The organism is Streptomyces sp. NPDC088732 (assembly GCF_044751205.1).
Classification (GTDB): Bacteria; Actinomycetota; Actinomycetes; order Streptomycetales; family Streptomycetaceae; genus Actinacidiphila.
The window spans coordinates 267,238-292,350 of record NZ_JBIVLI010000003.1 but is presented as its reverse complement, the minus strand read 5'-3'; the positions used below and the strand labels follow the sequence as shown (position 1 = coordinate 292,350).

General features: G+C 72.7%; 20 protein-coding genes and 1 riboswitch. Of the genes, 7 read left to right on the top strand and 13 right to left on the bottom strand.

All coding sequences use genetic code 11. The annotated features are described in order from the left end of the window. Positions 1 to 3 precede the first annotated feature (3 nt). The 5 genes from ACIP9H_RS06820 to ACIP9H_RS06800 form a co-directional block, all read right to left on the bottom strand. Positions 4 to 1,437, bottom strand: coding sequence for an aldehyde dehydrogenase family protein (locus ACIP9H_RS06820; protein ID WP_401581910.1), 1,434 nt, complete (start codon positions 1,435 to 1,437; stop codon positions 4 to 6). Between the two features lie 87 nt (positions 1,438 to 1,524). Beyond that, a complete protein-coding gene (locus tag ACIP9H_RS06815; protein ID WP_401581907.1) occupies positions 1,525 to 2,097 on the bottom strand; it encodes a dihydrofolate reductase family protein in 573 nt (190 codons plus the stop codon). A gap of 204 nt (positions 2,098 to 2,301) precedes the next feature. Beyond that, positions 2,302 to 2,679 carry a hypothetical protein gene (locus ACIP9H_RS06810; RefSeq protein ID WP_401957921.1) on the bottom strand — a complete coding sequence of 126 codons (378 nt, stop codon included), beginning with the start codon at positions 2,677 to 2,679 and terminating at the stop codon, positions 2,302 to 2,304. A 213-nt stretch (positions 2,680 to 2,892) separates the two neighbouring features. Further along, a complete protein-coding gene (locus ACIP9H_RS06805; RefSeq protein ID WP_401957918.1) occupies positions 2,893 to 3,105 on the bottom strand; it encodes a hypothetical protein in 213 nt (70 codons plus the stop codon). Positions 3,106 to 3,271: 166 nt separating this feature from the next. Continuing rightward, a complete protein-coding gene (locus ACIP9H_RS06800) occupies positions 3,272 to 3,967 on the bottom strand; it encodes an ABC transporter ATP-binding protein (protein ID WP_401582390.1) in 696 nt (231 codons plus the stop codon). A 342-nt stretch (positions 3,968 to 4,309) separates the two neighbouring features. Between ACIP9H_RS06800 and ACIP9H_RS06795 the strand changes: the two genes are divergently transcribed. The 4 genes from ACIP9H_RS06795 (at position 4,310) to ACIP9H_RS06780 (ending at position 12,832) form a co-directional block, all read left to right on the top strand. Then, positions 4,310 to 7,645: an FtsX-like permease family protein gene (locus ACIP9H_RS06795; RefSeq protein WP_401957916.1), complete on the top strand. Its 3,336-nt coding sequence runs from the start codon at positions 4,310 to 4,312 to the stop codon at positions 7,643 to 7,645. A 1-nt stretch (position 7,646) separates the two neighbouring features. Continuing rightward, entirely contained in the window at positions 7,647 to 10,418 is a 2,772-nt protein-coding gene (locus ACIP9H_RS06790) for an FtsX-like permease family protein (protein ID WP_401957914.1), read from the top strand. Continuing rightward, positions 10,415 to 11,404 carry an ABC transporter ATP-binding protein gene (locus ACIP9H_RS06785; RefSeq protein ID WP_401581895.1) on the top strand — a complete coding sequence of 330 codons (990 nt, stop codon included), beginning with the start codon at positions 10,415 to 10,417 and terminating at the stop codon, positions 11,402 to 11,404. The genes ACIP9H_RS06790 and ACIP9H_RS06785 overlap by 4 nt, the downstream gene beginning before the upstream one ends. Positions 11,405 to 11,476: 72 nt before the next feature. Continuing rightward, complete coding sequence (locus ACIP9H_RS06780) at positions 11,477 to 12,832, top strand: NAD(P)/FAD-dependent oxidoreductase (RefSeq protein ID WP_401581893.1); 1,356 nt, start codon at positions 11,477 to 11,479, stop codon at positions 12,830 to 12,832. Positions 12,833 to 12,919: 87 nt separating this feature from the next. Here the strand turns inward: ACIP9H_RS06780 and ACIP9H_RS06775 are convergent, their stop codons facing one another. Continuing rightward, entirely contained in the window at positions 12,920 to 13,711 is a 792-nt protein-coding gene (locus ACIP9H_RS06775) for an RNA polymerase subunit sigma (protein ID WP_401957911.1), read from the bottom strand. Between the two features lie 244 nt (positions 13,712 to 13,955). Between ACIP9H_RS06775 and ACIP9H_RS06770 the strand changes: the two genes are divergently transcribed. Beyond that, complete coding sequence (locus ACIP9H_RS06770; RefSeq protein WP_401957909.1) at positions 13,956 to 15,548, top strand: cytochrome bc complex cytochrome b subunit; 1,593 nt, start codon at positions 13,956 to 13,958, stop codon at positions 15,546 to 15,548. Here the strand turns inward: ACIP9H_RS06770 and thiE are convergent. From thiE to ACIP9H_RS06735, 7 genes are all read right to left on the bottom strand, one after another. Continuing rightward, positions 15,545 to 16,210 carry a thiamine phosphate synthase gene (gene thiE / locus ACIP9H_RS06765; protein WP_401581885.1) on the bottom strand — a complete coding sequence of 222 codons (666 nt, stop codon included), beginning with the start codon at positions 16,208 to 16,210 and terminating at the stop codon, positions 15,545 to 15,547. The two genes, ACIP9H_RS06770 and thiE, sit on opposite strands and share 4 nt — an antisense overlap. Beyond that, positions 16,207 to 17,016: a hydroxyethylthiazole kinase gene (thiM, locus tag ACIP9H_RS06760; protein ID WP_401581882.1), complete on the bottom strand. Its 810-nt coding sequence runs from the start codon at positions 17,014 to 17,016 to the stop codon at positions 16,207 to 16,209. The genes thiE and thiM overlap by 4 nt, the downstream gene beginning before the upstream one ends. A 39-nt stretch (positions 17,017 to 17,055) precedes the next feature. Further along, complete coding sequence (locus tag ACIP9H_RS06755) at positions 17,056 to 18,447, bottom strand: purine-cytosine permease family protein (RefSeq protein ID WP_401581880.1); 1,392 nt, start codon at positions 18,445 to 18,447, stop codon at positions 17,056 to 17,058. After that, positions 18,439 to 18,532: riboswitch (TPP riboswitch) on the bottom strand. (Overlaps the previous gene by 9 nt.) Before the next feature lie 247 nt (positions 18,533 to 18,779). Then, positions 18,780 to 19,526, bottom strand: coding sequence for an SDR family oxidoreductase (locus ACIP9H_RS06750; protein ID WP_401581877.1), 747 nt, complete (start codon positions 19,524 to 19,526; stop codon positions 18,780 to 18,782). 110 nt (positions 19,527 to 19,636) lie between these two features. Continuing rightward, positions 19,637 to 21,337, bottom strand: coding sequence for an L-aspartate oxidase (locus ACIP9H_RS06745; RefSeq protein ID WP_401582388.1), 1,701 nt, complete (start codon positions 21,335 to 21,337; stop codon positions 19,637 to 19,639). A gap of 160 nt (positions 21,338 to 21,497) precedes the next feature. Beyond that, a complete protein-coding gene (locus ACIP9H_RS06740; RefSeq protein WP_401957903.1) occupies positions 21,498 to 22,730 on the bottom strand; it encodes an NAD(P)/FAD-dependent oxidoreductase in 1,233 nt (410 codons plus the stop codon). Positions 22,731 to 22,912: 182 nt separating this feature from the next. After that, positions 22,913 to 23,395: a cupin domain-containing protein gene (locus tag ACIP9H_RS06735; protein WP_401581872.1), complete on the bottom strand. Its 483-nt coding sequence runs from the start codon at positions 23,393 to 23,395 to the stop codon at positions 22,913 to 22,915. A gap of 303 nt (positions 23,396 to 23,698) precedes the next feature. Between ACIP9H_RS06735 and ACIP9H_RS06730 the strand changes: the two genes are divergently transcribed. Both ACIP9H_RS06730 and ACIP9H_RS06725 read left to right on the top strand, forming a co-directional pair. Continuing rightward, positions 23,699 to 24,145, top strand: coding sequence for a cupin domain-containing protein (locus tag ACIP9H_RS06730; RefSeq protein WP_401957900.1), 447 nt, complete (start codon positions 23,699 to 23,701; stop codon positions 24,143 to 24,145). 196 nt (positions 24,146 to 24,341) lie between these two features. Continuing rightward, positions 24,342 to 25,079: an SDR family oxidoreductase gene (locus tag ACIP9H_RS06725; protein ID WP_401582386.1), complete on the top strand. Its 738-nt coding sequence runs from the start codon at positions 24,342 to 24,344 to the stop codon at positions 25,077 to 25,079. Positions 25,080 to 25,113 lie beyond the last annotated feature (34 nt).

The following is a 25,113-nucleotide window of genomic DNA, read 5'->3' as shown; positions in this document are numbered from 1 at the left end:
CGGTCAGCGGGTGATGGCCTTGGTCTCCAGGAACTCCTCCAGTCCGGCCCGGCCCATCTCCCGGCCGTTGCCCGACTGCTTGTAACCGCCGAAGGGCGCCAGGAAGTTGTGCTGGGCCCCGTTGACGTCGACCTGGCCCGCGCGGAGCCGGCGGGCGACGGCCAGGGCGTGCCCGGGCTCGCCCGCGACCGAGGCGTTGAGGCCGTAGACGGTGCCGTTCGCGATCGCCACGGCGTGGTCGTCGTCGGTGTACGGGATGAGGACGAGGACCGGGCCGAAGATCTCCTCCTGCGCGACGACCGAGTCCGGGTCGACGTTCCCGAAGACGGTCGGCCGGACGTACGCACCGGTCGTCAGGCCCTCCGGGCGCCCCGGGCCGCCGTACACCAGCGTGGCGCCGTCGGCGATGCCCCGCTTGATGTAGGCGTCCACGCGCTGCCGCTGGCGTTCGGAGGCCAGCGGGCCGATCCGGGTCGCCTCGTCGGCGGGGTCGCCCACGGTGTACGCGGCGGCGGCCTCGCGCAGCATGCCGGCCACCTCGTCGTGCCGTTCGGCCGGTACCAGCATGCGCGTCCAGGCGCCGCACGCCTGCCCGGCGTTGCTCCAGGCGTAGCCGAGGCCGCGCAGGACGGCGGCCTCGACGTCGGCGTCCCGGAGGATGATGTGGGCGGACTTGCCGCCGAGTTCCAGGGCGACGCGCTTGACGGTTCCGGAGGCGACGGCCGACACGCGCTTGCCGGCGGCCGTCGAGCCGGTGAAGGACACCATGTCGACATCGCTGTGCGCGGCGATGGCCTCACCGACGACCGGTCCCGTGCCGTGCACGACGTTCAGCACACCCGGCGGAAGGCCGGACCCGGCGGCGATCTCCGCGAAGACCATGGCCGTCAGCGGCGCGATCTCGGAGGGTTTGAGCACCACGCTGTTGCCCGCCAGCAGCGCGGGGACCACCTTGGTGACCAGTTGCTGGAGCGGGAAGTTCCAGGGGGTGATGGCGCCCACGACACCGATCGGCTCGCGCACGATCAGGGAGTTGGCGACCTCCTCCGTCCACGCGAAGTCCTCTGCCACGGAGATGCTCGCGGTGGTCGAGAGGACCGGGAACGCGGCCTGCGCCATGCGCGAGAACGAGATCGGCACGCCGATCTCGGCCGTGATCGTCGTGGCGATCTCCTCCGTGCGCGCCTGCATGCCCTCCGCCACGCGCTTGAGCACGGCGGCGCGTTCCGCGGGCGCCGTGGCCGCCCAGCCGGGGAAGGCCGCCGCGGCCGCCTCCACCGCGCGGTCGACGTCCTCGGGGGTGCCCTGCGGGACCTTCGCGACGACGGTGCCGGTGGCGGGGTTGACCACGTCGAGGTACGGGCCGTCCGCGGGCACGGCACGTCCGTCGATCCAGTGGGCGGGGGCGGGGAAGGGGGGTGGGGTCGAGTCGTTCATATGCCCCAGGGAACAGGGGCGCGTGAGCGGCAACCAGGGACGGACTGTCCCGTGACGGCCACCACACCGCGGGGACCGGGGCCGCCGTCAGCGGACGACGTCGAAGACCTGCTTCTGCACGCCGTTGCCGTAGACCTCGTGCTCGACCGGCTTCAGCTTGCGCGTGTCCATGTCCGCGGTGCTGAACAGGCGCTTGCCGGCGCCGAGGAGCAGCGGGAAGACGAGCAGGTGGTAGCGGTCGATCAGGCCCGCGTCCGAGAGGCCGTGGTTCAGCGAGGCGCTGCCGTGGACGATGATCGGGCCGCCGTCGGTCTCCTTGAGCGCGGCGACCTCGTCCAGGGAGCGCAGGATCGTGGTCTCGCCCCAGTCGGTGGCGAGCCTGTCCTCGGCCAGGGTCGTGGAGACGACGTACTTCGGCAGCGCGTTGTAGCGCGCGAACTCCGCCATGCCCGGCCACACGGGGCTGAACGCCTCGTAGCTGACCCGGCCCAGCAGGACGGCGGTGGCCTCCTCCTGCTCCCTGCCCTTGAGCTCGACCGCCTCGAGGGAGAACTCGACGCCCTTGAAGACCCATCCGGAGTTCCGGTAGCCGGGTTCGCCGCCCGGGGCCTCGACGACGCCGTCGAGCGAGATGAAGGCGGAGCTGATGAGGGTGCGCATGTGAGGTCTTCCTCCGTGTCGTGGACGGGTGCGGGGCGGGGCCCGGGGGCTGTTCCAGGATGCGACCGACAAAAATAATTGTCAAGGAGGATGTAGTTGTCGGTGATGGCGTGCGGTGGGGCCGGGAGTACGGCAGCCCCCGGCACTCGGCGGCGCGGGGGCCGCTGGGTGCCGGGGGCTGTGGACGGGTGTCGGCGGGCGGGGTCAGATGTGCCGCACCAGGGAGAGCCGCCCCAGTCGGTCCCGGTGTATCTGGTGCACTTCCGCGCGGCCGCTCTTGATGAGCGCCCCGTCCCGGGCGGCGAGCTCCGGCGCGCTGTTGGCGCGGACCAGCGCCTGGTGCACGGCGTGGCCGGCATCGCATGCCTGGTTGACGACGTAGAACAGCCAGAGTCTGCGGCCGCTCGCGGTCCGGGCCTCCAGGCCCACGAGCCACTTGTCCTGACCGGGGGCGGGTGCGTGGGTCGTGGTGCGGTCCGCGGGGGAGCGGCGTTGGTGGTCGGGGGCGTGGCGCGGGGCGTGAGGGCCTGTCCCGGTGCCGGGGCTGTCCGTGGCGGACTCCCGGGAATCGCGTCCGGTCATCTCGAGCAGCATGGCCGCTCAGCTCCCTTCTCGATCTCGATTCCGGCGGCCGCGCCGGGGTGGTGAACTCCCCTCCGAACGCGCCTGGATTGTCTGGTTTGTCGTTCTATTGGGTAGACCGGGCGGCACGCCCGTCCGTGACAGCGCACAGCGGTTTCCGGGGGAGAGATTTCACACGTTCCCCAAGGTGTGTCATGACCTCACCACCGGGGCTCAGCGGCGATGCGTGGTCCGGGAACCGGTGCCGGGGCCGGCGTACGGGCGGGCCGGGGCCGGCAGGCCGCGAAGCGCGGTACTGATCGCGTCGAGCCGCGTGTCGATGGCGGAGATCTCCTCGCGCAGATGGCGGACGCGCACTTCGAGGAACTCGGCTTCCGCGGTCAGGGACATGACGGCCACGCGGACGCGGGGGGCGTCGTCGCTCATACGGAACATGGTTGCCCTTCCTGGCAGTTGAGCGGGGACGTGCCCCCTTCCGGAAGAAGGGGAGTGGGGACACGAACCCAAGACAGGACAGGCGGGGAGATGGTGACAGCAGGTGCCCGTGAGGCATCGGCGGTGCGGCGCCCCGACCGGGGCTGCCGCCGCACGATCAGGCGGACGGGTCCTCGCCGGCCGGCTCGTCGTCCAGGAGGGAGCCGTCGCGCAGTTCGATCACGCGGTCGGCGAGAGCGAGGAGTTGGGGGTCGTGGGTGGCGACGAGGGCGGTGACGCCCTCGCTGTGCACGACCGCGCGCAGGAGTTCCATGACGGCCCGGCCGGTGTCGGCGTCGAGCTGGCCCGTCGGTTCGTCGGCGATGATCAGGGCCGGGCGGTTGGCCAGGGCGCGGGCGATGGCCACCCGCTGCTGCTGGCCGCCGGACAGTTCGCCGGGCCGCTGGGCGGCGTGCCCGTCCAGGCCGACGAGGGTGAGAAGGAGGCTGACGCGCTCCTCGCGCTCGGCGCGCTCGGCCTTGCGCAGCCGCAGCGGGACGCCGACGTTCTCGGCGGCGGTGAGGATCGGCAGCAGGCCGAAGGACTGGAAGACGAAACCGATACGGTCCCGGCGCAGCGCGAGCAGTTCGCGTTCACTCAGCCCGGCGAGCTCGGTGCCGTCGACACGGACGCTGCCGGAGTCGGGCCGGTCCAGCCCCCCGATGAGATTGAGCAGCGTCGTCTTGCCCGAACCCGAACGCCCCTTCAGGGCGACGAGTTCGCCGCGCGCCACGCTGAAGGACACACCCCGCACCGCGTGCACGGCGGTGTCCCCGCTCCCGTAGGTGCGCACCAGGTCCTCGACGACGACCATGGCATCGGCAACCGCGCCGCCCCCGGCCGGCTCCCCCTGTCGATCCAACACTCCGTTGCTCATGGCGGCCACCCTAAGGAGGCGGGAGCGGCGCCAGCTACGGTGTACGTGCACAGCGCAACGTGATGATGGGCACAGTGGGATTCCGCGGCAGTCATTGGCAAGAGTGCGATCCGATGAGAAGATCACCCCGCGTTCGGACGGACTGCGGCGGTGCCATGTGCTCCTCGCGCGGTAGTGGGTGGCTGCACCGTCCGGATCTCCGCAGCAACCACACTGCCGGCGCAGTGAACGGAGCCGATGTCGCTTCCGCGGTTGCGGAAGAACGAGGGTTGGGGACAGTTGCCGAGGTTTCTACTGCTGCGGCTGCGCGCCCACCGGCTGCTCCTGGGCGCCGCCCTGCTGTCGATCGTGCTCACCACGTGCACGGTGGCTGCACTCGCGGCCTTCGGCGCCTCGGTGGGGGACGCGGGACTGCGGCGCGCGCTCCAGGACCCGGCGTCCGGCCGGACACTCCTCGAGGTGACCGCGGACGCCGACGGCGGCGACCCCGCGGGCACGGACCGCGCGGTACGGAAGGCCGTGGCCCGAGCGTTCGACGGGCTGCCGGTGACGGTGGCCACGAGCACCCGCTCCAGCGCGTACGGTCTGCCGCCGGGCCTGCGCCGAGCGGGCTCGCCGCATACCGACGATCCGGACCTGACGGTCCTCGCCACCCTCGACCCGGCACGGGTGACCGTGGTCGGCGGGACGCTTCCCGGACCGCCGCCGGCGCAGGGGCCCGTTCCGGTGGCACTCCCCGAGACTGCGGCGACCGCGCTGAAGCTGCGTCCGGGCGACGAGGTCACGCTCACCGACCGGCTCGGTGGCGGGACCTTGAAGGTACGGCTCACCGGTACGTACCGGCCCAGCGACCCGGAGTCCTCGTACTGGCTGCTGGACCCGCTGGGCGGCCGGGGGACGCAGACGTTGTCGTTCACCACCTACGGGCCGATGTTCGTCGACCCGGCCGTCTTCGCGCAGGGCCGCGCCCGGGCGGGCGAGAAGGTCTGGCAGGGACGTGCGGATTTCGGCACCGTCACCGCCGGCAGCATGGACGGTCTCGGGCGGAGCGTCCGGCAGGCCGTGGCGCAGTCCGGGCATCTGACGCCGGACGGCGACGTCGTGGCCACCAGTGAACTGCCGGATCTGCTGGAGGCGTTGCACCGGTCCCTGTTCGTGACCCGTTCGACGCTGCTCGTCGTCGCGCTGCAACTGGGCCTGCTGGCCGGGCTCGCGCTGTCGCTCGTCGCCGGGCTGCTGTCGATCGAACGCTCCGCGGAGACCGCGTGGCTGCGCGCCCGCGGTGGTTCCCGGGGCCGCCTCGCCGGGCTCGCCGCGGCGGAGGCACTGCTGCTCGCGCTGCCCGCCGCGCTGCTGGCGCCGCTGCTGACCGGTCCACTCGTGCGGCTGCTCGCCACGCACGGGGCACTGGCCCGCGCCGGAGTTCCCTTGGAGGCTCCCGTGTCCACCGCTTGGTGGGCGGCCGCCCTGACGGCGCTGGCCTGCGCCTGCATCGTGCTGGCTCCGTCGCTGCGGCGCACCGGCACATACGGGGGCGAGCGCGCGGCGGGCGATCACGGCCGCCGGGGGGGCCTTCCCGGCGCCGTGAAGGCCGGTGCCGACATCGGCCTGCTGGCGGTGGCGGTGCTGGGGTACTGGCAGCTCTCACGCCGCGGCGGCGGATCGGGCGTGCTCACCGTCGACCGCGGCGGGGCCCTGGGTCTCGACCCGGTCCTGGTGCTCGCCCCGGCGCTGTGCCTGCTGGCGGGCGCGGTCCTCACGCTACGCCTCCTGCCACTGGCCGCCCGCCTCGGCGAGCGGCGTGCGGCCCGCGTGCGCGGCCTGGGGGCGGCGCTCGCCGGCTGGCAGCTCTCCCGGCGCGCGGGACGTGGGACCACGCCGGCGCTGCTGCTGGTCTTCGCCATGTCGATCGGCATCTTCGCGGTGGGGGAGAACGCGAGCTGGACGCGTTCGCAGAACGACCAGGCGGACTTCGCCGTGGGCGCGGACGTCCGTGTGATCGGAACGTCCACCCCCGCCTTCGGACAAGGAGCCGTGTACGACGACGTACCGGGCATCAGCCGCGTCACACCCGCCAACCGTTCGCTGGTACCGCTTCCGGGGGACCGGGAGGCGACCGCGCTCGCCGTGGACACCACGGCCGCGGCAGAGGTGATGCGGTTGCGCGAGGACCTCGCGGGCGAACCCCTGAAGCAACTGATCACGGGTCTGCGGCCCCAGCAGGACGCGGCCGCCCGAGACGAGGGGATCGTGCTGCCGGAGCGCGTGCCCCGACTGCGGCTGGCCATGAGTCTGGAGGTCCTGGACTCCCACGGCCGCGCGGTGACCGGCAGCACCGTCACCGACCGGATGACGGCGACCTTCGTCGACCGCTACGGCGCGCCCTACACCTTCGTCCTGGGGGACCTTCCCGCCGACGGGCGGCGGCACGTCTTGGAAGCGGACTTCGCCGCCGAGGCGGGCCGGACCCCTGGTGCCGGTCCCGCCGGGCCGTTGCGGCTCAGCGGTCTCAAGGCCGACTACACGGTTCCTCGCCGGGCCGAGCACCACCGGCTCTCCCTCACCGCGCTGACCGCCGTGGACGAGGACGGGGGCGCGAAAGCGGTACCCGTGTCCGGCGCCGGCACGTGGAGCGCCCACGCCCGCATCGACGCCCCGGACTTCAAGGATTCGCCGGCGGACGGCTACCTCAACTCCCGGGCGCAGACGCCGCACTCCGGTCCGGGCCCCTTGACGCTGGGCTACGACACCGGGGAGGAGCCCGTCGAGAACGGTTCGCACAGCGCCACGGTGGGTGTCCGGGCCGGCGCGCCGTTCAAGGGCGAGGTGCGCGCGGTGGCCACCGACGCGTTCCTGCGGGCCGTCGATGCCCACGTGGGTGACGCGGTGAGCGTCGAACTGCGCGGTGTGAAGACGACCGTTCGCGTCACTGGTGCCGTCCGTGCCCTGCCCACCACCGGCGACGCGTCGGCCGCCGGCGGGGGCGGCGCGCTGCTGCTGGACCTGCGGACCGTGAACCGTGCCCTGGCCGGGCAGGACGAGGGCGGGCTGCAGCCGGGCGAGTGGTGGATCGCCACCGATCCGGCTGCCGGTCCGCGCGTGGCGTCCGCGCTGCGCGCCCGGGGCGACATCACCTCCCTGCTCGTCCGCGAGGAGCAGCGGACCGAACTGCGCAGCGACCCGCTCGGCGCGGGCCCCTTGTCCGCGCTGCCCGCCGCGGTGGTCTCCGTGGCGGTGCTGGCCGCGGTCGGCTTCGCCGTCGCGGCGCTCGGCGCGACGCGGGAGCGGTCGCAGGAGGTCGCGATCCTGTCCGCACTGGGTGCCCCGCGGCGTTCACTGGCCCGGACGGTGGCTGTCGAGCAGGGCCTGCTGGTGCTTGTCGCGGTGGTGGTCGGGGCGGTGCTCGGCGACCTGCTGACCCGGCTGGTCGTCCCGCTGATCGTTCTGACCGCCGGGGCGGAGGCGCCCGTACCCGCGGTGCGGGTGGACTTGCCGACCGCTTCGCTCGTCCAAGTGCTCGCCGCCGTGGCCGTGCTGCCGCTGATCGTCGTCGCGCTGACGTCGCTGCGTTCGGCGGACTCCGCTCAGGCGCTGCGCCGTCAAGGAGGTGAGTGACGTGACCGGACAGACGATCCCGCGCGGTCGCGGCGACGTGTCCTGGATCCGCGCCCGGCTGCGGGCCGCCCCAGGCGGGACCGTGGCACTGGCCGCGCTGGTACTGGTGACGGCGTTCCTGGCCGCCGCCCTGCCCCGCGCCGTCGACGGGTACGAGAACGACGCACTGCGCGACACATTGCGGCAGGCCCCGCTGACCGGCCGCACGGTCACCGTGTCGCAGGACCTGTCGCGGCCGTCGGACGACGTCAAGGCACTTCTGACCCCGCGCTCACTGGCCTCGACCGAGTCGGCGTTCCAGCGGGTGGTCAGGCCACCGCTGGCGCTGGACTGGAAGCAGACCGTCTACGGCGTGCGCAACGCCGAGGCGATTCCGATGAGCGAACCCTGGTTGCCGCGTCCTACCGGGAGCCGGGACCCGCAGGCCACGCTGACCGCCCAGCGGGACCTCGCGCGGCACGCCCGGGTCATCACCGGACGGCTGCCCAAGGCCGGTGGCGAGGACGGCGTCGTCGAGGGGGTCATCACCGACCGCACCGCGAAAACCATGGGACTCGCCACCGGGGCACGGCTCCATCTGCCCACCACGACCAACTCCGATCTGTCGCTGCTGATCACCGGTGTCGTCCGGCCCCTGGACCCCGGCAGCACGTTCTGGAACGCCGAACCCGACCTGCGGGCGCCCAAGCTCGTCGCCGTTCCGGCGAGGTCGGGCGACGATCCGAAGCGCTACTGGCACTTCACCGCGCTCATCGACCCGGACGCCACGGCGAACCTGCTCGGTCTCCGCTACGGCGCGGCGGCGTACTGGCACCACGTGGCCGACGTCGACACCCTGGCCGCGCGCGACGTCTCCGGTGTCCGCGACCGGATCCTGGCGCTCAACTCGGGGCCGGACGCCACGAAGCTGCAGGCGCTGACCGGTCAGAGCGGGCTGACTGTCGACGAGGACGGACTCGCCGATCTGCTGACACCCTTCCTGGGGGAGCGTGACGCGGCACAGCCCCTCGTCGTCATCGCCGGGTTCGGTGTGGCCACCGTCGCCGCCGTCGTACTCCTGATGGCCGCCGGACTCCAGACCGCGCGGCGCCGGGCGGAGCTGGTGCTGCTGCGCGCCCGGGGCATCGCCCTTCCGGGCCTGGCAGCGCGCCTGTTCGGCGAGAGCGCGGTGGTCGCGGTGCCGTCGGCAGCCTTCGGACTGGGACTCGCGCTGCTCCTGCTGCCCACCGAACGCTGGGTGCCCGCGGCCCTGGCGGCGGCGGCCGTGGCGGCCACGGCCAGTGCCGGCCTGCCGCTCCGGGGCGTCATCGCCGCCCGCAGGCCACGCCTGGAACAGCGCGAGGACCTCGTCACGGCACGCCCCTCCCGGCGCCGCACCGTCGCCGAGCTGACGGTCGCCGTCGTCGTGGCCGGTGCGGTGGCCGCGCTGCGAGTGAGGGGCAGTGCGGACGGCGGCGCGGACGCGCTGACGGCCGCGGCTCCCGTCCTGGTCGCGGTGCTGGGAGCGCTGGTGCTCCTGCGCGTGTACCCGCTGCCCGTACGCCTCCTGGCCCGGCCCGCCGCACGCCTGAACAGCGCTGTACTCCACATTGGTGTGGCGCGCGCGGGCCGTGCCCCCTCCACCGCGGCGCTGCCCCTGCTGGCGGTCCTCGTCGCGCTCACCGTGGCGTCCTTCGGGGGCTCCGTCCTCGCGGGCGTCGCGGCGGGACGCGATCATGCGGCGATCGTGGACGTCGGCGCCGACGCGCGGGTACAGTCCTTCGACGCCCCCCTGCCGGCGGGGCTGGACGCCCGCGTCCGGCGGCTTCCCGGCGTACGCGACACTGCCGCTGTCCGGGTCGAGACAGGGCAGACCATGGTGGGGACCGGCACCACGTACGAGACGGTCATCGTGGATCCCGAGCGCTACGCACGACTCACCCGGTACATCGGTCTGGGCGGTCCGTTCGCGCCGGACGCGCTGCACGACGACGGGCGCGGCCCGGTCCCGATCGTCGCGTCACCGAAACTCGCGCGCGAACTCGGGAACGGCACGGCAACCGTCAATGCCGCCATGAGCACGGTCGCGGCCCGTGTGGTGGGTACCGAGACCGTGTCACCGGCCGCGTCCGGCAGCGAGTTCATCATCGTCTCCGAGGCCTCCGTGCGCCGGGTGCATCACGCCACGGACCCCGCGGACACCGGCGCGACGACACTGCTGATCACCGGTACCGGGGTTGACGGCGCCGCCCTGCGCTCGGTCGTCCGCGACGCGGCGCCCGGAGCGCAGGTCCTGCTGCGCTCCGAGGAACGGGACGCGTACGGGACCACCACGGCGCTCCAGTCCGGTGCCCGCGGTGTGTACCTGGCGGCGGTCGCGGCCGGCGCCGGTTACGCCGTGCTGGCACTGCTGCTGTCGTTGCTGCACAACGCACCGCAGCGGCGCGCACTGCTGGCCCGGCTGCGCACCATGGGCATGAGCAGCCGGCAGCGGCAGACCCTGGCCGTCCTGGAGATGCTGCCGCAGGTCCTGCTCGGAGCCGTCGGCGGCATCCTGGTCAGCGTCGCCACCGTGCCGCTGCTGCGGCCGGGCGTCGACCTGACGGCACTGGCCTTCAGCACCAGCACACCCGCCGCCGACGTCTCGGCGGCGGTACTGCGCACCGACCCCGCCTCACTGCTCCTGCCGTCGGCCGCGCTGATCGCGCTGGCCTGCGCGGTCCTGGCAGTGCAGGCATGGGCCACCGGACGGCGCGGCGAAGGAACGGAACTGCGGATCGGGGACCGATCATGAGCGACAGCACCACCCGGACCGGCGCCACCCCGGCGGGGGGCGGAGTGTCCCTGGCGGAGCTCGAACGGCGCGCCACGGCGCACCTGGAGCGCCCCGCCTACGGACAGGACGCCCTCATCGCCTGCGACCGCCTGGTGCGCATCTTCACCGCCCAGGGCGTCGAGGTGCAGGCCCTGCAGGGCCTGGACCTGCTGGTCGCACGCGGCGAACTGATGGCCCTGGTCGGCGCGTCGGGCTCCGGCAAGTCCACCCTGCTGAACATCCTGGCCGGACTGGACACCCCCACCGCGGGAGCGGCGACCGTCGCCGGTTTCGACCTGCTCGCCCTGGACGGCAAGGCCCGGCTGCGCTACCAGCGCGAAGTCGTCGGCTTCGTCTGGCAGCAGACGTCCCGCAACCTGCTGCCCTACCTCACCGCTCTGCAGAACGTCGTCCTGCCCATGCGCCTGGCCGGCGGCGTCAAGGGCCGTGCGGCCCGCGCCGCCCGCGCCGCCGAACTCCTCGAACTGGTCGGCGTCTCCCACTGCGCCGACCGCCGCCCCCAGCAGATGTCCGGCGGCGAGCAGCAACGCACCGCCATTGCCGTGGCCCTGGCCAACCACCCCGCCCTCGTCCTCGCCGACGAGCCCACGGGACAGCTCGACTCCGCCACCGCGGACCAGGTCTTCGGCGCCTTCCGCGCCGTCAACCAGGAGCTGGGCACGACCGTCGTCATCGTCACCCACGACCAGGCCGTCGCCCAGGCCGTCGACCGCACCGTCGCCATCCGCGACGGCCGTACCGCCTCCGAGGTCCTGCGCCGCACGACCGTCGACGACGAGGGCAACACCACCACCCACGCCCGCGAGTACGCCACCGTCGACCGGGCCGGCCGGCTCCAGCTGCCCCGCGACTTCACCACCGCGCTCGACATCCGCCGGCGCGTCCTGCTCGACCTCGAACCCGACCACATCGAAGTGCGCCCCGATCCCCACGACAACCCCTGACGGGTGCCCGCATGTCACATCACGCCGCTCTGCACGGTCTTCCTGGTGACGGACCGAAAAACAGAGGGAACCATGCGTGAGATCCTGATCGTCGGTGGTGGCTATGCGGGCTTTTACACCGCCTGGGGCCTTGAGAAGAAGGTGCGGGCCGGGGAAGCGAGGATCACGGTCGTCGACCCGCGCCCGTACATGACCTACCAGCCCTTCCTGCCGGAGGTCACCGCCGGCTCGGTCGAGGCGCGGCACGCCGCGGTGTCGCTGCGCCGGCACCTGCGCAAGAGCCGGCTGATCGCCGGGAGCGTGACCGAGATCCGCAGCGCGGACCGGACGGCCACCGTCCGGCCGGTGAACGGGGACGAGTTCGAGCTGCGCTACGACGTCCTCGTGGTCACCGCCGGCGCCGTGACCCGCACCTTCCCCGTACCGGGCCTGACGGAGCACGCCATCGGCCTGAAGCACGTCGAGGAAGCGGTGGCCATCCGCGACCGGCTGCTGACGGCGTTCGACCAGGCCGCGACCCTGCCGCCGGGTCCCGAGCGGCGCAAGCTGCTGACCGTCACCGTCGTGGGCGGCGGGTTCTCCGGGGTCGAGGGCTTCGGTGAACTGCTGTCCCTGGCGACCGCGATGCTCAAGGTGTACCCGGAACTCGCCTTCGACGAGCTGTCCTTCCACCTGGTCGAGGCACGGGACCGCATCCTGCCCGAGGTGACCGACAAGCCGGGCGCCTGGGTCGTGCGCTCCCTGGAACGCCGCGGCGCGCGCGTCCACCTGAACACGCAGCTCACCTCCGCCCAGGACGGCCATGTCGTGCTGTCCACCGGGGAGGAGTTCGACTCGGGACTGATCGTCTGGACCGCCGGCAACGCCTCCAACCCCGTGGTGCACAACCACACGGACCTGCCGATCGACGGGCGCGGCCTGATCGTCGTCCGCCCCGACCTGCGGGTGGGCACCGACAGCGACCCGCTGCCCGACGTGTGGGCGGCCGGGGACGACGCGGCCGTGCCCGACCTGGCGTCGCCCGTGCCGGGTGCCCGGACGGTGCCCAACGCCCAGCACGCGGTGCGGCAGGGCAGGCGCCTGGCGAAGAACATCCTCGCCGACCTGCGCGGCGGCACCGTCCGGGACTACCGGCACAGCAGCCTCGGAGTGGTGGCCACGCTCGGCCTGGGCCGGGGCATCTTCCAGTACAAGGGGATCGTCATCAAGGGACTCCTCGCCTGGCTGATGCACCGGGGCTATCACGTGCTGGCGGTGCCCACCTGGGAGCGGAAGGTCCGGGTGCTCGCCGTCTGGCTCACCGCGGCCGTCTTCGGCCGGGATCTCGTCTCGCTGGCCTCCGTGCAGCATCCGCGGGACGAGTTCGTCACGGGCAGCGATCCCCGGCGCGCCGGTGAGCGCCCGGCGGGCGACCGCACCACCGTCTGAATGCCCCGCCGCCCGGCATTCCCGCGCACGCATCTGCCGGCCGTCCCGACGGCCGGCAGGTGCGTGTTGTCGTGCGTGCCACGGCCGTCAGGAGGCGGGGGACTCGTTCCAGGGGCGGAGCTTGTCGGGATTGAGGACGACCCACACTTGTCCGACGCGGCCGACCCGGTCACCGGTGAGACCGAGACTGATGACCGCGGCGACCTGGTGGTCGCAGCGCACCACGAGGCCGGTCCGCCCGCTCACGGGCTGGGCGCGCAGGGTGGTGCGCGGCCGTCTCGCCAGGAGCACCAGCAGGCTGCGCGCGACCTGCTCGCTCCCGTGCACGGGCCTGACCAGCGCCCTGACCTTGCCGCCGCCGTCGAAGACCGCCGTGGCGTCTGCGGCCAGCAAGGACGCGAGCAGTCCGGCGTCCTCTGCCGCGCAGGCTTCCCGTACGGCGGTGACGAGCGCGTCGTGGCGTACGGGTGACGCCGTGCGCGCACGCCACGACCGGAGCCACCGGCAGGCGCGGGCGGCGGGCGCGAGGGACCCCGGACGCCCTTTCCCCACGGCGTCCGCCACCGCGGCGGGCGCCGTCCCGAAGGCGTTGCCGCCCGCGAAGTCCGCCCGCTCGGTGTCCTGGGCGGGGTTCCCGCTCCGGCCGGGCAGGTCCTGCCGGGCCCGGCAGATGCCGCCCGCGGTCGCCGCGAGCCAGGACCGCGGCGTCGCGATCTGCGCCCGTGCGGTGTCGGACAGCGCGTACCACCGGCGGTAGGTCTCCACGACGACGCCCTCCGCCTCGCCGTCGCTGCCCACCATCCGGTACGCGACGTCCAGCAGATGCCGGCGCTCGTCGAGCAACTCGGCGAGCGACACCGCCTCACCGGCAAAGTCCATCCCGCATCCTCCCTCGAGCACGGCACCACACAGCGCGGCCGCAGGCTCGACCTCGTCGAAGTACAGGAGGTCCGCTCACGAGTGCACGACGCACTCGCTCGCACTCTTCGGCTCTGAACATGAGACCGGGCAGGCCCGGATCCTGTGACGCGCCGCCCGCGCTCCGTCGTCCGATGTCACATTTGCGCCGTTGTTTCGGTCCTAGTGGTGACGGCATGGGTGATCCACGAATGGCGGTACGAAAATGGACAGCGACAGCCGGCCGGACGCAGCGCGACGAGATACCAGGGGGAACGCCTTCGCCGCATGGGCGAGGGGGCGGCTGGGGGTCAGCGGGCTCTTCCGCGAGACCAGACGCAAGGTGTTCCCGGACCACTGGTCCTTCATGCTGGGCGAGATATCCCTGTACAGCTTCCTGGTGCTCGTCCTCACGGGCGTGTACCTGATGCTGTACTTCCACCCGTCGATGGAGCAGGTGCCGTACCAGGGGAGCTACGCGCCGCTGCGCGGGCAGACGGTGTCGGAGGCGTACAACTCGACCCTGCACATCTCCTTCGACGTCCGCGGCGGACTGCTGATCCGCCAGGCCCACCACTGGGCGGCGCTGATCTTCGTCGCCAGTCTCTTCGCGCACCTGATGCGGATGTTCTTCACCGGCGCCTTCCGCAAGCCGCGGGAGCTCACCTGGGTGCTCTCCTTCCTGCTGCTGGTGCTCGGCATGTTCGAGGGGCTGACGGGATACGACCTGCCGGACGACCTGCTCTCCGGGACCGGCCTCATGGTCGTGAACGGCACGATCCTGTCGATCCCGATCGTCGGCACCTATCTGTCGGTGTTCCTGTTCGGTGGCGAGTTCCCCGGGACCGAGCTGATCGCCCGCTTCCACACGATCCACGTGGTGGTGCTGCCCGCGATCATGACGGCGCTGTTCGCCGGCCTGATCTTCCTGACGATCCGTCACAACCGTGCGCAGTTCCCGGGACCGGGGCGCACGGAGCGCAATGTCGTCGGCATCCCCTTCAAGTCGCTGGCCGTGCGGGCGGGCGGCTACTTCTTCCTGGTCGCCGGGATCATCCTGATCATCGCCTCGATCGCGCAGATCAACCCCGTTTGGCTGTACGGCCCGTACCGCCCCGACCAGGTCACGGCGGGGTCCCAGCCCGACTGGTACATGGGCGTGGCCGACGGGCTCCTGCGGGTCATGCCCGGCTGGGAGGTCGTCGTATGGGGCCACACCCTCGCCCTGGACAACCTGATCCCGCTGGCGGTGGGCGGCGGTCTCTTCCTCGTCATGGGGGCCTACCCGTTCATCGAGGCCTGGGTCACCGACGACGACCGGGACCACCACCTCCTCGACCGGCCGCGGAACCGGCCGGTGCGGACGGCGCTCGGCGCGGCCTGGATCAGCGTGTACGCCGTGGCCCTGCTCGGTGCGGCCAACGACGTGCTGGCCACCCGCTTCCACGTCTCGGTCAACGCGGTGACATGGGCCGTGCGGATCGGGCTCTTCGTCGTCCCGTTCGCCGTCTACGCGGTCACGAAGCGCTGGGCGCTCGGTCTCCAACTCCGCGACCGCGACAAGGTGTTGCACGGACGCGAGACCGGAGTCATCAAGCGCATGCCGAACGGCGAGTACGTCGAGGTCCACGAGCCGCTCGACCCGGAACGGCTGCACACCCTGACCGACTACGAGCAGTACCGCCCGATTCCCGCCGGCGCGGGCGGCCCGGCCCGGCGCCTGCGGGCCAGGCTGAGCCGGGGTCTGTACGGCGAGGGCACGCAGATCCCCAAGCCCGTCGTACACGAGGCCCACGAGCACGAGGAGATCAGCGGCTAGACCGGCACTCCGCCCCAGGCGAGGGCGTAGGCGCGGGCCGAGGCGAGCGGGTCCTCGGCCGCGCAGATGCCGGACACGACCGCCGCCCCCGCCGCCCCGGCCGCACGCAGCCCCGGCAGGTCCGCCGGGGTCACGCCGCCGATGGCCACCGCGGGCAGCGGGCTGAGCCGGGCGAGGCGGGCGAAGCCGTCGAGGCCGAGCGAGGGTGGGGCGTCCGCCTTGGTGCGGGTCGCGTGGAGCGCGCCGATGCCGACGTGGTCGACACCCGCCGGATCCTGTGCCGCGGCGCGCAACTCGCCGGGGGTGGCGGCGCTGAGACCCAGGACCGCGTGCTCCCCGATGAGCCGTCGGACCGCGTCCGGCGGCAGGTCCGACTGGCCGATGTGGACGCCCGTCACCCGCACGCCCGCGAGGCGGGCGGCCAGGAACACGTCCACCCGGTCGTTGACGATCAGCGCCACGCGCTTCGGAAGGACCGCCGCCACCTCCGTGACCGTCCGCAGGAAGTCCCCGCCGTCCGCGTGCTTCTCGCGGATCTGCACCGCGGTGACGCCCCCCGCCACCGCGGCGGCGACGGTCTCGGCCACACCGCGGCCACGAGCCGCGCACTGGGCAGCGTCCGTGACCAGGTAGACCGACAGGTCGACCGGCGCCGGCGTCACGACAGCGCCGCCCGCTCCACGATGTCGGACTCCCGCAGCGCGGCGAGCGCGTCCAGGAATTCCACGGCGAAGCTGCCGGGCCCCGAGGCGGCCTTCGCGGCCGGCTCGGCGGCGACCGTGTACGCGGTGACCGCCGCCACCGTCGAGGCGAACGGGTCCTCGCCCACCCCGGCGAAGGCCGCCATCACGGCGCCCAGCGCACAGCCGCCGCCGGTCACACGGGTCAGCAGGGCGTCGCCGTTGGCGACGCGGACCGTGCGCACGCCGTCGGTGACGAGGTCCACCGGCCCCGAGACGGCGACCACGCCGCCGGTCGCGGCGGCCAGGCGCCGCGCCGGCTCCTCCGCGGCCTCGACACCGTCGGAGGAGTCCACCCCGCGGCCGCCGCCGCCCGCGCCCGCCAGCGCGATGATCTCCGAGGCGTTGCCCCGTACGATCGTCGGCCGCAGCTCCAGGAGTTCACGCGCCAGCGCCGTACGCACCGGCAGCGCGCCGACGGCCACCGGGTCGAGCACCCACGGGGTGCCGGCCGAGGCCGCCGCCCGCGCGGCCTCGGTCATGGCGGCGCGCTGCTCGGCGTGCGGGGTGCCGAGGTTGATCAGGACCCCCGAGGCGATCCCGGCGAACGGTCCTGCCTCTCCGGGGATGTCGGCCATGGCGGGCGATGCGCCCAGCGCCAGCAGGACATTGGCGGTGAAGCCCGTCACCACCGCGTTGGTCAGGCACTGGACCAGCGGGGACTGCTCCCGGACGCGGGTGAGCGCCTGCGCGGCGAAGGCGATGTGGTCGGCGGACGACGGGGCCATGGGGTCGCTCCTTCGGGGGATGGACGGGGGTGCGGCGGCTCAGGCCCGCGCGCGGTGGCGCAGCCGCAGCGGCGCGTACACGGCGAGGGCCACCAGGAACGCCACGTAGTACGAGAGGTCGGCGCCGTGCAGGGCGTCCGCCACCGGGCCGACGTACAGGCTGGTGTCCATGAACGGAACGGCCGCGGCGAAGGCGGCGGCGAACGCGAGCACGGCCGGCAGCCCGGGCTGCGGACGGCCGGTCTCGGCGGCGAGGTCGATCTCCTCGCCGCCCCGCGCCCGTGCCCGGGCCAGCCAGTCGACGACGACGATCGCCACGAACCCCGGGATCCAGTAGCCCACGAACAGAAGGACGTTCTGGAAGCGGGCCGTGGTGTCGGCGGCGTGCATCCACAGCACCAGGGGGAAGCCGAGGGCGGCGGCCAAGGCGGCCGCCGCCGGGCGCGGTATGCGCACGCCGGCGGTCTGGAGGGCGAGCGATCCGCTGTAGTCGTTCATGGCGTTGCTGCACAGGGCCGCCAACGCCACGGCGAGCAGCCCGAACGCGCCCACCGCCCCGCCTCCCAGCAGATCGGCCACCCCGGCAGCGGTCTGGTCGGTCAGCACCGACGCGCCCCACAGCCCGAGCGCCTGGACGGCCACGAAGGACACCACCAGGCCCGCGGTGGTGAACCAGAACATGCGCGGGCGGGAGGTGGTGCGCGGCAGGTAGCGGCTGAAGTCGCTGGCGTAGGGGGCCCAGGACAGCGCGAGACTCAGCGCGATGGTGCTGGTCAGGACGAACGCGCCGCCCCGGTCGGCGCCGTGGGCGGAGCCCGTGGCCGCGGGGTGGACGCCGTCGAGCAGCCTCCAGGCGATCAGCGCGAACGCGGCGGCGAGCACGAAGGTCATGACGATCTGGAGCCGGTGGATGGCCTCGTAGCCGAGGACGCCGAGAGCGCCCTGGGCGAGCATCATCACCAGGACGCCGAGCCAGAACGGCAGTCCGCACAGCCGGGCCAGCGCGTCGCCGCCGAAGAGCCCGATCAGCGCGTCCCAGGCGACCGAGGACAGCCACTGCAGGATGCCGGGGAGCGCGACGGCCCGGCCGAAGGCGAGCCGAGCCAGCGGCAACTGCCCCGCGCCGGTCCGGCTTCCCCAGGTGCCGAGGTACGCGGTGGGGATCGCGCCGATCACGGTGCCGAGCACGACGGCCGCGAGCGCCGTGGCGAAGTCCAGCCCGAGGGCGATGCCGATGGTGCCGGTGAACACGCCGGTCATGGTGAGGTTGGGAGCGAACCACACGGTGAACAGCCGCCCCGGGCCGCCGTAGCGGTTGGTCTCGGGGACCGGTTGTATGCCGTGCGCCTCGATGCGGAGATCGCCCGCTGCCGCCGGCATACGGCCGTCGAAGACGGTCTGCCGGCCGTCGGAAACATGCGTCAAAGGCATGGAAGACATCCCTCCGCCAGTGCGAACTGGTTCAGGTTCGACGGGTGTGATCTCAGCCCTCGGTGGGGCACCCCGTGTCCGGTACGACGGACAGACTAACCCGATCCCGCTGCTCAGCGCGTCGACAGGAGGGCACGGCATCAGCACGGCCCGCGGGCAACACGGTCAAATGCTGCCAAACGCGGGCTGTATGGATCTTCCTCAAAGGGCGTGGGACGGCTCGGGCCGCACCGCGCAGATGTCGAGCAGGTGCCGCCGGGTCGTGTGCGCCCGGTCGCGCTCCGCATGGCGGTGGCCCCTGCCCCCCGGCGGGCAGGGGCCATCCGCGGGCGTCACTTCTGCAGCGCCAGCCAGTCGGCGAAACGGGTCGCGCCGAGCTGCGCGCTCCCGAGCGGCACGAGCGAGCTCTCTTCCAGCTCGGACCCCCAGTAGGGGGCGTGCGGGTCCGCGACGACCGTACGGGGGTCGTTCGAGGCGGCGAGCGCGTCCCGGATGAGCTCGTCGAACCGGAAGGCGTCGGGGCCGGCGATCTCCAGCGTTCCGTCGAGGGGGGCGCCGGCCGCGGTGCGGGCGACGGCGAGGGCCACGTCGTCGGAGTGGATGGGCTGGAACTTGACGGGAGCGATGCGCACCGTGTCGCCCTCGGTGGCCGAGTCCGCGATCCCGTTCGTGAACTCGAAGAACTGCGTGGCGTGGACGATGGAGTACGGCAGGCCCGACGCCTTGATCAGCTCCTCCTGGGCCAGCTTGGCGCTGAAGTAGCCGTTCTCCGGGAGCCGGTCCGTGCCGACGATGGAGAGCGCGACGTAGTGGGTGGCACCGGCCTCCGCGGCCGCCTTGAGCAGGTTGGTCGTGCCGGTGCGGAAGAAGTGCATCACGGCCTCGTTCTCGAACGAGGGCGAGTTGGAGACGTCGACGACGACCCGCGCGCCTTGGAGCACCTCGGCGACGCCCTCTCCCGTCAGGGTGTTGACGCCCGTGTTGGGCGAGGCGGCGACGGCCTCGTGCCCGTGGTCGCTGAGGTTGCGGACGACCTTCGAGCCGATGAGCCCGGTTCCGCCGATGACGACGACCTTCATGGGAGCTTCCTCTCGGAGAGTTTCGTGCGTACGGAGAAAATGACCGGGCGGGGACCCCGCCTGTGACAGGCGCCCGGCGGGCTCGCGCGCCAATGCGCGCGAGCCGGGCGTCACTCGGCGAGCTTCCCCTCGGTGGAGACGTCCTCCATCAGGGCGGAGATCTCCTCGGGGACGGGCGGGATGCTCTCGCGGGTGATCCCCGTCGTCGGGGACCAGACGAGGTTCACCTGGAACGCGGGGTCCAGGTCCGGGTAGTCGCTGCGGTTGTGGCAGCCACGGGTCTCGCGGCGTTCGAGCGCCGATTCGAGCGTGGCCCGCGCCGCCAGCGCCGCCGCCTTGAGGTCGAAGGCGTGCGCCAGGTCCTGGAAGCCGGCGATGTCGGGGTGGACGCCGATGTCCGCCATCCGCTTCTCGATCGCGGTGAGTTCCTCCAGCCCGGTCAGCAGCCCCTGTTCGTCGCGGACGACTCCCGCGTGCTCGGTCATGGTGTTGCGGATGGCGCGCTGGAGGGCGCGGACGTTCTCGTGGCCGTCGGCCGCGAGGAGGTCGTCGACCTCTGCCCGGGCGTGCGCCACGGCGGACGCCGACCGCGGCTGCGAGGTCAGCGACTGGGAGTAGGCGGCGGCCGCCTGTCCGGTGAGACGGCCGAAGACCAGCAGCTCGATGAGGCTGTTGCCGCCCAGCCGGTTGGCGCCGTGCAGGCCGCTGGAGGCCTCGCCGATGGCGTACAGGCCGCGGACGTCCGTGCTGTGGTCCTCGGGCCGGACCCAGACACCGCCCATCGAGTAGTGGGCGGTGGGCGCGATCTCGATGGGCTCGCGGGTGATGTCCAGCATCTGCAGGTCCAGCAGGGTCTGGTAGACCCGGGGGAGCCGCGTCATGATCGTCTGCCGCGGCAGGTGCGAGACGTCCAGCCACACGCCGCCCTTGGGCGTGCCGCGCCCTTCCTTGATCTCCGTGTAGGAGGCCAGCGCCACCCGGTCGCGCGTGGACAGCTCCATGCGCTCGGGGTCGTAGCGGCTCATGAAGCGCTCGCCGAGCGCGTTGCGGAGGATGCCGCCCTCGCCGCGCGCCGCCTCGCTGACGAGCGTTCCGGCCGCGTTCTCCGGTTCGATGATGCCGGAGGGGTGGAACTGCACCAGCTCCGCGTCGCGGAGGCGGGCTCCGGCCTCCACGGCCAGGCGGAACGAGTCGCCGGTGTTCTCGTCGCGCCGCGAGGACGTACGCCGCCAGATGCGCGTGTGGCCGCCTGCCGCGAGGATGACGGCGTCGGCGTGGATGAGGTAGCGCTTCCCGGTGGCGACGTCGAAGCCGTAGGCGCCGAAGACGGCGCCCTCGTGCACCAGGAGCCGGGTGATGTAGACACCGTCGAGCACCGGTATGCCGAGCTGGTCCGCGCGCCTGATCAGCGTGCGCTGGATCTCCAGACCGGTGTAGTCCCCGGCGAACGCGGTGCGCCGGAACTTGTGCGCGCCGAAGAAGCGCTGCGAGATCCGGCCGTCCTCCTCGCGGGCGAACGCCATGCCGTACCGCTCGAGGTCGTCGATGCCCAGGGCGGCACCGTGGGTGACGGTGCGCACGGTGCGCGGATCGGCGAGCAGATAGCTCTCCTTGAGGGTGTCGGCGGCGTGCTGCTGCCAGCTGTCCTCGGGGTCCATCGTGGCGAGCGCCGCGTTGATGCCTCCGGCGGCGAGTGCCGTGTGGGCGTCCTCCTTGGGTCGTTTGCCGACGGCGAGGACGTCGACACCGGCCTCGGCCAGTTCGATCGCCGCCCGCAGTCCCGCTCCTCCGGTGCCGATCACCAGCACCATGGTGGAGATGCGCTGTTCAGTGAGTGCCACGGTCCGCTCCGATCGCCTTGGTTGTCACTCATTACGACCGGGCGCTTCGGGCAGGTGTGACACGGCGTCGCCGCCGGCAGCGCGGTGGGCGGGGGACGGCCGCTGCCGTCCCCCGCCCACGTGGCGGACGTCAGGGAGCGACGCTGTCCAGGGGGACGTCCGGGTCGGCCAGGCGCGCGGCGTCGACGTCGGCGCGAGAGGTGATCAGGGCCTTGATCGGCTCGACCACGTCCCACACGTTGACGTTCATGCCCGCCAGCACCCGGTTCCCGGACATCCAGAAGGCGATGAACTCCCGCGCGGCGCGGTCTCCCCGGAAGACGACGCGGTCGTAGCCGCCGGGCTCGGTCCAGCCGGTGTACTCCATGCCGAGGTCGTACTGGTCGGTGTAGAAGTACGGCAGCCGGTCGTAGACGGCGTCCTTGCCGAGCATGCCCTGCGCGGCGGTGTCCGGCTGGTTCAGCGCGTTGGCCCAGTGCTCGACGCGGATGTGGCGGTCGAGGAACGGGTGGTGCGCGTTGGCGACGTCGCCCGCGGCGTACACGTCGGGCACCGAGGTCCGCAGGTGCGCGTCGGTGACGACACCGTTCCGCACGTCCAGCCCGGCCTCCTCGGCGAGCCGGACGTTGGGCGCGGCGCCGACACCGACGACCACCGCGTCGGCGGGCAGGTGGGTGCCGTCGGCGAGCCGGACGCCGTCGGCACGGCCGTCCGCCCCGGTGATGCGCTCCACCTGCGCGTCGGGGTGCAGCACCACGCCGTGCTCGGTGTGGAGCGCGGCGAACACCTCCGCGGCCTCACGGCCCAGGACCTTGAGCAGCGGCAGCTCCGAGTGCTCCACCACCGTCACCTCCGCGCCGGCCAGCCGGGCCGCCGCCGCGGTCTCCATGCCGATCCACCCCGCGCCGATGACGATGATCCTGGCCCCCGGGGTGAACGCGGCCTTGAGCCGGTCGCTGTCACCCACGCGGCGCAGGTAGAGCACGTTGTCCTGCTCGGCTCCGGGAACCGTCAGGCGGCGCGGGGACGAGCCGGTGGCCAGCAGCAGCTTGGTGTACGGCAGGCGCCGTCCGCCGTCGAGCTCCACCTCCCGGGCCGCCGGGTCGAGCGCGCGCGCCGTGGTGCCCAGGAGCAGTTCGACGTCGTGTTCCGCGTACCAGCCGTCGGGGTGCACGTAGAGGGAGTCGCGTGCCTCCTTGCCGAGCAGGTAGCCCTTGGAGAGCGGCGGCCGGATGTAGGGCTTCTCCTGCTCGTCGGCGACGACCACGAGCCGGCCGTCGTGGCCGTGCTGCCGGAGGGCCTCCACCGCCTTGCCGGCGGCGAGGCCGCCGCCGACGACCACGAAAGTGTTGTCAGGGGACACGATGTGCCTCATCTCGGGAATCTCGGAATCTCATGTGCCGCGTGGTGCGCGCCGCGCGCCACCCCGGTCATACCACCGGCGGTGGGGGGGACGCGCGATGACGTACGGGCGGCACCGCGCGCCGTCGGCCGGCCCGCCGGGGACGGGAGCCGAACGCCCGTCCGCCGGCGGGACGGGCCCGGTTACTCCACGAAGTACGAGTCGTGCTCGTCGAGGAACCGGGCGCGCTCCTCGTCCGTGGCGTGGGCCAGGTGGGACAGCCCCTCGAAGTACTTCTCACGCGGTGCGCCCGGTGCGAAGAGCAGCAGCATCTGGGCCGGCGCGTCGGAGTCGTTGCGGTACGCGTGCAGCCCGCCCTGCGGCACGTGCAGGAAGTCGCCCTGCCGGGCCTCGACCCACTTCTCGCCGTTGAACAGGCGCACGGTCCCGTCCAGGATGAAGAACGACTCCGAGATGGACCGGTGGAAATGCGTCTTGGGGCCGCCGGCCCGCGGACTCATCTCGACCCGGTAGAGCCCGAACTCGCCCCGTGTCGTGGCCGTGGTCGCCAGGTAGTGGAAGGCGTCCTTGCCCGCCTCGCCGAGGTCCGGTCCCGTGCTCTCCGGACGGAAGCGTGCGCTGACCTCGCCGCCCTCACCCAAGTACACCTGCTTCGGGTACGACATGCAGACCATCCCCTCTGTGTGTGGCACAACGTCGCGTCGAAAGGCATGTCCGAGCCCCCCGACGCACGACAGACCGGGTGCGACCGCGGTGTGTGACACGTCGCGCCGCCGCGGAGCGGGTTTCTCGCCGGGGCCTGTCACAAAAGCGGTTTGTCCCCGGTCGTACCTCTGCAGGAGTCATGCAAGCCTGGGACGGACGAGTACGGCCACCGCGGAAGGCGGCCGCCGGCGCTCCCGCTCGACGGGCGGGCGGTCCGACGTCATTCGGCCGATTTCCGGGCCGGTCTACGGAGGTGCAGCGCAATGTCGGACAAGGAAGCAGCGGGCACGGTCGGCGAGCAGCCGCAGTCCGGGACGTGGCGGACAGCGATCACGATGCTCCAGGACGTCACGCCGCCCCACATCCCGGAAGGGGCCTCGGGGATGACCATCCTGGTCGAGTGGCCGCCCGGGGACCCGGGGACCCCGCCGCACCGCCACACGGGCCCGGCCTTCGGGTACGTGATCGAGGGCGCGGTGCGCTTCGAACTGGAAGGCGAGCCGGAACGCGTCGTCAGGGCCGGTGAGACCTTCTGGGAGCCGGGCGGGGACGTGATCCACTACCAGGACGGCAACGCCCTCACGGACGCGCGGACCCGGTTCGTCGTGACCATGCTCTGCGAGCCGGGCCGCCCGATGCTCACGCTGGTCGAGCCGGAGGAACTGGCGCAGCGGACCCACCTGAGGGCGCCGCGTCCCGCCGGGAGCTGACCCGCGCTCCGGCGGCGCGGCGGTCACCCCGCGGGAGGCGCGGACGGCGGCGCATGTATTTTTGACATCGAACATCCAGGATATGTAACGTCCTGAATAGTTCAACGCATGCTGCCCGGGCGGGCCGACTTCCCCAGGGGTAACTTCGGTGCCGTAGGGGCATAACGGACATAACTATCGAAAGATGGGTCGTGCCATGAAGGTCGCGGTCGTCGGTGGCACCGGGCTGATCGGGTCGCAGGTCGTCGAGAAGCTCAACGGCGCAGGTCACGAAGCGGTCCCGCACTCCCTGTCGACGGGGGTGGACCTCCTGACCGGCAAGGGCGTCGACGAGGCGGTGACCGGCGCCGACGTCGTGGTCAACCTGACGAACTCGCCGACCTTCGACGAGGCCTCGGCGGCCTTCTTCCGGACGTCGATGGACAACCTCGTCGGCGCGAGCGAGCAGGCCGGCGTCGGCCACTTCGTCATCCTGTCCATCGTCGGTGTGGACCGGGTGCCCGACCTGGACTACTACCGGGCCAAGGTGCTCCAGGAGGAGATCCTCAAGGCCGGCTCCGTGCCGTTCTCCATCGTGCGTGCCACGCAGTTCATGGAGTTCATGGAGGCGACCATGTCGTGGACGACCGACGGCGACACCGTCCGGCTGCCGGAGACGCCGATCCAGCCGATCGCCGCCGCGGACGTCGCCACCGCCGTCGCCGACGTCGCCGTCGGCAGTCCGCTCGGCGGTGTCGTCAACGTCGTCGGCCCCGACGTCTACCCCCTCGCCGAGATCGGCCGGATGGCCATCGCCGCCAAGGGCGACGGGCGTTCCGTCGTGCCCGACGACACCGCCGGCATGTTCGCCGTCGTCCGCGGCGACGCCCTCACCGCCCGGGAGGGTGCCCGCGTCGCCCCCACGCACTACACCGACTGGCTGTCCCGGGCCTGAGGCGGCCCGGCGCGGTACGCGGCAGGGATCCGTA

What these genes read in the sequence shown, in the direction of transcription:
- ACIP9H_RS06820 (WP_401581910.1), bottom strand. Translation starts at nt 1,437, where the DNA reads ATGAACGACTCGACCCCACCCCCCTTCCCCGCCCCCGCCCACTGGATC.
- ACIP9H_RS06815 (WP_401581907.1), bottom strand. Translation starts at nt 2,097, where the DNA reads ATGCGCACCCTCATCAGCTCCGCCTTCATCTCGCTCGACGGCGTCGTC.
- ACIP9H_RS06810 (WP_401957921.1), bottom strand. Translation starts at nt 2,679, where the DNA reads ATGACCGGACGCGATTCCCGGGAGTCCGCCACGGACAGCCCCGGCACC.
- ACIP9H_RS06805 (WP_401957918.1), bottom strand. Translation starts at nt 3,105, where the DNA reads ATGAGCGACGACGCCCCCCGCGTCCGCGTGGCCGTCATGTCCCTGACC.
- ACIP9H_RS06800 (WP_401582390.1), bottom strand. Translation starts at nt 3,967, where the DNA reads ATGGTCGTCGTCGAGGACCTGGTGCGCACCTACGGGAGCGGGGACACC.
- ACIP9H_RS06785 (WP_401581895.1), top strand. Translation starts at nt 10,415, where the DNA reads ATGAGCGACAGCACCACCCGGACCGGCGCCACCCCGGCGGGGGGCGGA.
- ACIP9H_RS06780 (WP_401581893.1), top strand. Translation starts at nt 11,477, where the DNA reads ATGCGTGAGATCCTGATCGTCGGTGGTGGCTATGCGGGCTTTTACACC.
- ACIP9H_RS06775 (WP_401957911.1), bottom strand. Translation starts at nt 13,711, where the DNA reads ATGGACTTTGCCGGTGAGGCGGTGTCGCTCGCCGAGTTGCTCGACGAG.
- ACIP9H_RS06770 (WP_401957909.1), top strand. Translation starts at nt 13,956, where the DNA reads ATGGACAGCGACAGCCGGCCGGACGCAGCGCGACGAGATACCAGGGGG.
- thiM (WP_401581882.1), bottom strand. Translation starts at nt 17,016, where the DNA reads ATGGCCCCGTCGTCCGCCGACCACATCGCCTTCGCCGCGCAGGCGCTC.
- ACIP9H_RS06755 (WP_401581880.1), bottom strand. Translation starts at nt 18,447, where the DNA reads ATGCCTTTGACGCATGTTTCCGACGGCCGGCAGACCGTCTTCGACGGC.
- ACIP9H_RS06750 (WP_401581877.1), bottom strand. Translation starts at nt 19,526, where the DNA reads ATGAAGGTCGTCGTCATCGGCGGAACCGGGCTCATCGGCTCGAAGGTC.
- ACIP9H_RS06745 (WP_401582388.1), bottom strand. Translation starts at nt 21,337, where the DNA reads ATGGTGCTGGTGATCGGCACCGGAGGAGCGGGACTGCGGGCGGCGATC.
- ACIP9H_RS06735 (WP_401581872.1), bottom strand. Translation starts at nt 23,395, where the DNA reads ATGTCGTACCCGAAGCAGGTGTACTTGGGTGAGGGCGGCGAGGTCAGC.
- ACIP9H_RS06730 (WP_401957900.1), top strand. Translation starts at nt 23,699, where the DNA reads ATGTCGGACAAGGAAGCAGCGGGCACGGTCGGCGAGCAGCCGCAGTCC.
- ACIP9H_RS06725 (WP_401582386.1), top strand. Translation starts at nt 24,342, where the DNA reads ATGAAGGTCGCGGTCGTCGGTGGCACCGGGCTGATCGGGTCGCAGGTC.